This window comes from Photobacterium sanguinicancri (genome assembly GCF_002265265.1).
Classification (GTDB): domain Bacteria; phylum Pseudomonadota; class Gammaproteobacteria; order Enterobacterales; family Vibrionaceae; genus Photobacterium; species Photobacterium sanguinicancri.
Genome location: NZ_NOIF01000263.1, coordinates 1 through 4,800 on the forward strand (window position 1 = coordinate 1; position 4,800 = coordinate 4,800).

A 4,800-nucleotide genomic window follows, 5' to 3' on the forward strand; every position below is an offset into this window, starting at 1 on the left:
TAATAAATCCGTTGATTTGGACGAAAACTTTCTTAAGAAATATAAAAATTTTTTAACAGGTAAGTTGTCCGGTTATTTTACTAGAATACAACGAGAAATAGTGAAAGCTGGTTACTACACAATGGTTGATGGCAGCTGGTCTGAATATATAGAACCAGTTGAAAACTGGTTGGTTGAGGACTATATAGTTAAAATTAAATCGGGGCATAGACCGTTTCTAGTCGTAATCAAAAATATCAACAAATCTTGTGATAAAAGATATGTATGCCCAGATCATGTGGCTGCATTGTATGCATATGAAAGTCTAGGTATCACTATGATACCTGTGATCATTTTGGATCGTAATCCAGTTTTAAGTGAAAGTGCATATTTAACATCCCACCATTTCATTGATGGCAAAGATCTAGGATGTGTAATGTACGGGTATAAGCCGTACCACTTTACAGAGGTTTACTCATGCTTTGGCAGCAAGAATAATTCGAGAGATATTTTAGTATTAGATGCTATTGCAAGTAAATGTGATGTCGTTTTGCAATTGGTCAAAGATTTCCATCATAAAGATAAAAGTGTGGTTCATTATAATCATACAACTTACTCTACCGTTTATCGTTTGAAGGAGAATGTGTTAGCAATTAAACACCTACTATCAGAAGGCTACTTTTACCAAGCAATGGGCTTAGTTCGAAGTGTCTATGAGTTGTCAATTGACTACTATCTTGATTGGTTGGCTCCTGAATTTATGGGACCATGGCTCCAGCATAAATCTCGATTTAACAAAAACGAAATCAATAAAATGCTATCAGAGATTGCGTCTGAGAAAGTTAAACCAAAGCATCGAGATATATACATTAAGAAAAAAGAGTACATATTCTCTTTCTTATCTAATGTATCAGTAAAAGCAGAAGTTTTTCCTTTAGGGGCGAAGTTCTATGATGATTTCTACAGGTATCTTTCTTCGATTATTCATCAAGATTTCCATATGACTGAGCGTCATGCCTCGTTACTAGATGATATCGAACCCAACTCTTCAAATGACATCTCCATTGAACAAATGGTAGTTTTTCTAGATGTAATATCTTCAAGTGTTTTAGTGAGGGTAAATCAAGACTACGGTGGAAGTGAATTTTAACAAACAATTTAAGAATGATTCAGCACGCTTGGCATTTTTGGTTTGAGTCAAGTTCAGTGATTTCGGAGTTCAAATTAGGTTATGTGGTTGCGTGCTTCACACCTTAATTGGGCGTTAGAACAATTACTGAGCATCGGCATTTGTTTCAGTTTAAGAGAGGATTTATGGAGTTCATTAGTTGGTTATTTCAGTCTTTCACTGCAAGGGATTACATCAGTTCTCTGGCTCTAGCTATGACCATTTTTGGATTTATATTGGCATTTAATCAATACAGAAAAATGCAAAAATGGAAAAGATCTGAGTTTGCAGCAGAGCATTTGAGTAAACTGCGCGAGGATGATGCTCTTGCTTTGTCTGTAATGTTGCTTGATTGGGAAAATCGTGAATTTGCAGTTCCTGAGTCATATCAGCACTTAACAGAGGAAAATAGTTTTGTTCACAATAGAGTTGCACTAGGTCGTGCATTGTTGCCAATGAACGAAGCTCCTGACGAATCTCACCCATGTGGTTATTCTTGGGTTGATTGTATATATAGGGATACATTTGATGCTCTATTTTCTTATCTAGAATTAACTGAACATTTTATATCCAATAAACTCATTACAGCACAAGATGTTAAGCCAATCGCTTATATACTTAAGCAGGTCAAAGGTCAGAATGAGTGTGAATATACTGGTTTTATTCCTTACATCGAACAGTATGATTTTACTGGGGCTACTAAATTGATCAAAAAGTTTGAAGATGAAAAATTGTTCTAAAAAAGCGTTTAAGACGGATTCCCAACGCTTGGCATTTTCGGTTTACTTTGAGCTAAGTGTTTATATCACAATGGTTTAGGTAGGGTGGTTGGCGTTGCTCACCACTTAACGCGGCTACATGGATTCCCCCAGGTTGTCAAACATCCGCTAAACTTATGTCGATGGGTTTTGGACTGCCGCTCTACATTCGGCCTACTTATCGACGATTCGCATACGTCGTGGCCCTGATGACTTTGCGCGACTGCGGTGCCTTATTCGTTAGATGACATCTAGTGTGTCCGCCGCATTAACAGGCTCTCCGCAAGTGGTCTTAACCTATCTCCATCATTAGCGTCTGCTATGACCCGGTGGGTTTAACTCTTTATGCTGCTTAGGTTTTTACTTAAGCAGCATAGTTTTCATAGTCTGTTTGGTTGTGTAAAAGCGACCATATGATCCGTGCATTTTTCGCAGCGAGAGCCACTATTGCTCGGTTCATTCCTCTTCGTTCTAAAACACCTCGACACCATTGGCTGAGCTTATCTTGCTTGTCACCAAGGTTGGCAACCACGGTTCTTGCACCGTGAACTAATAGTGTTCGTAAGTATTTGTCACCGTGCTTGGTTATCCTGCCTAACCGAGGCTTTCCGCCAGTAGAATATTGTTTCGGGACTAAACCTAGCCAAGCAGAGAAGTCGCGGCTTTTATCAAATTGAGAGCCATTGCCGATCGAAGCGAGTATCGCAGTAGCGGTTTGCGGCCCAACACCTCGAACTTTCATCACTCGTTGAACATTTTCACTGACCTTAGTTAAAGAATCGAAGACTTGTTCCGTATCCGCTATGCGTTGATTTAGTTCGCCAAGATGGTGGTAAGCATCGGCAATAATCATTCTCGCGAGGTGTGGCAGTTCATTTTCTGCATCCTTCATTAATGAAGACCGACCAACAGAAATGATTAATCCGAATTCAGAAAGTAGGGCACGCATACGATTCATAAGCGCGGTGTGCTCGCGAACCCAATGTTCTCTCATTCTATGTACCGATAAGATGGCTTGTTGCTCGGGGGATTTTACGGGTACAAAGCGAGTTGATGGGCGTTGGACAGCTTCGCAGATAGCAACGGCATCATTAAGGTCGTTCTTCCCCTTAGTTCGATAAGGAATTACGTATTTAACGGCCATAATACGGGCATCGTGACCCAGTTTATTGAGTGTTCTTGCCCAATAATGTGCACCACCACACGCTTCAATACCTATACGCATGAGTGGCATATTTGCTATTGTAGTCAGTAGTTTAGAGCGGGTCACTGACTTATGAAGTATGACCTTGCCATTTTGGTCTACGGCATGAAGACTAAAGTGGTTTTTAGCTAGGTCGATACCACAGAAATAAGAATAATCAGACATGGTGCCTCCGATGCAATTAAGTACCACATAAGTGTGGCAGATCCTCGGTAGGGGGAATCCATGTCATTCGTTATGCCTATGTGCTGTGCTGTGCTGTGCTGTGCTGTGCTGTGCGGCTAAGGCTTAATTTTGCGATCAGAATAGTTTTAATCGTACGCGTGTTACATAGTGTTTTGTTTCTTCCGTTGTTAGTCTTGTGCTGATACAAACTAATTGTGAGGAGATATGATGGCTAAATTAGGTTATTGTGAAATTAATGGAATAAATCTAAGCCGAAGAAGTAGGAAGGCTGTTTCTGACGTAAAAGAAATCATGAGGAATGGAAATATATTTAGTACGGCTGTATCAACAATTCCACTATTTCAAATATTTGCTAGTCCGAGTATAACAACTACTGTTGTTGAAACGGGTATAACTATCAGGGAATATCACTGGGACTTGTTTGCAAGAGCAATGAATTCAGCTGCTCCTATTGTTCGAAATCAGATATTTAAAGTTGCTTATGAACAAGAGATATTCACTTATGGTAAAGAAAGAGAGTTTTGGAGGTGCGTAAGTGAAGCTTCAAAATAGTCTGGTTATATTAACTTTGTTGTTATCAGCATGTACAACAAGTCCTAATAGTGTAGATGCTTTAAAAAAATGGGATGACAAATATGCAGAGTGCTCTAATTTAGCTATATCTAATGCAAATCCCTTTCCTGAGTCCGATTGGTTTAATATATTGTCATTTGAAGACAAGAAAACTGTTATTGGTTATTTGTATAATTATAACAATAGGCAGTGTATTGAAACTGAAACAAAACAATTACGTGAGGCTTTAACTCGTGATGGTAATGAGTCACTTCTTAATATATTTTCTGCTGATTTAAATCCTTTAGAGGATATTGCTAGAGAAAGGATTAAGCATCTAAATATGTCTGAGTTAATGAAACTCCAACAGCAATATCCATGGCCATTCAACCTTACAGGTGTGGTTGAGCAACTAAACTTGGACTCTAGGCATTAAAATTTGGCATAACACATATGAGCCTTCGGGCGTCAAGCGGCAAAGTGGATCCTATCGACCGCGTAAGCGGTCGACTCAAAGTCGATTAACAAGTGCGTCCTCTTCGTTAGTCAGAATGGCCTTTAAGTCACGCTTGCGGCAAACACATATTGAGGATCTCTTACGCAGACTCAACTGCTGCCTGTTTAGTTGCATTCCATTGCGGTGAAACAGGGTCGCTAGACATTTATCGGTTAACCCACATCTGGCACTATTCAAAGGGTGATGGTTACGACATTCGTACCAGTTAGTTTCAGGCTCAGTGCGGGTGCAAACGTTCTTGTTAATCGTATTAAGGCACTTCAGTGAAAGGGCTAATCAAAGCATCGTGCTCTGGTTTATGGGTACACGCGTCAGTTGTAAGGTCATGGCCTTATCTCATGGTTTAATGACAGCGATTCGTACTCGACCATATTGGCACAGTTAGACGATGAGCCTCTTTCACTGCGTGACTAACGCTTCATAAATTGATCTTCAT

General features: G+C 39.7%; 5 protein-coding genes. 4 read left to right on the top strand and 1 reads right to left on the bottom strand.

Annotation, left to right across the window (positions count from 1 at the left end):
- The coding region (locus ASV53_RS25625; RefSeq protein WP_094958791.1) for a DUF5677 domain-containing protein at positions 1 to 1,129 on the top strand (1,129 nt) is incomplete at its 5' end.
- 164 nt (positions 1,130 to 1,293) lie between these two features.
- Positions 1,294 to 1,887 carry a hypothetical protein gene (locus ASV53_RS22680; RefSeq protein ID WP_094958792.1) on the top strand — a complete coding sequence of 198 codons (594 nt, stop codon included), beginning with the start codon at positions 1,294 to 1,296 and terminating at the stop codon, positions 1,885 to 1,887.
- A 382-nt stretch (positions 1,888 to 2,269) separates the two neighbouring features.
- On the opposite strand, the gene ASV53_RS22690 is transcribed toward ASV53_RS22680, so the two are convergent.
- Positions 2,270 to 3,274: an IS110 family RNA-guided transposase gene (locus ASV53_RS22690; protein WP_094958793.1), complete on the bottom strand. Its 1,005-nt coding sequence runs from the start codon at positions 3,272 to 3,274 to the stop codon at positions 2,270 to 2,272.
- 225 nt (positions 3,275 to 3,499) lie between these two features.
- On the opposite strand from ASV53_RS22690, the gene ASV53_RS22695 reads away from it, so the two are divergent.
- Together ASV53_RS22695 and ASV53_RS22700 are read left to right on the top strand one after the other, a co-directional pair.
- A complete protein-coding gene (locus tag ASV53_RS22695) occupies positions 3,500 to 3,847 on the top strand; it encodes a hypothetical protein (RefSeq protein ID WP_239928895.1) in 348 nt (115 codons plus the stop codon).
- Positions 3,831 to 4,283, top strand: a complete 453-nt coding sequence (locus tag ASV53_RS22700; protein WP_094958795.1) for a hypothetical protein — start codon at positions 3,831 to 3,833, stop codon at positions 4,281 to 4,283. The genes ASV53_RS22695 and ASV53_RS22700 overlap by 17 nt, the downstream gene beginning before the upstream one ends.
- Positions 4,284 to 4,800: the final 517 nt, after the last annotated feature.

Coding starts and splice junctions, on each gene's coding strand:
- ASV53_RS22680 (WP_094958792.1), top strand. CDS start 1,294: ATGGAGTTCATTAGTTGGTTATTTCAGTCTTTCACTGCAAGGGATTAC.
- ASV53_RS22690 (WP_094958793.1), bottom strand. CDS start 3,274: ATGTCTGATTATTCTTATTTCTGTGGTATCGACCTAGCTAAAAACCAC.
- ASV53_RS22695 (WP_239928895.1), top strand. CDS start 3,500: ATGATGGCTAAATTAGGTTATTGTGAAATTAATGGAATAAATCTAAGC.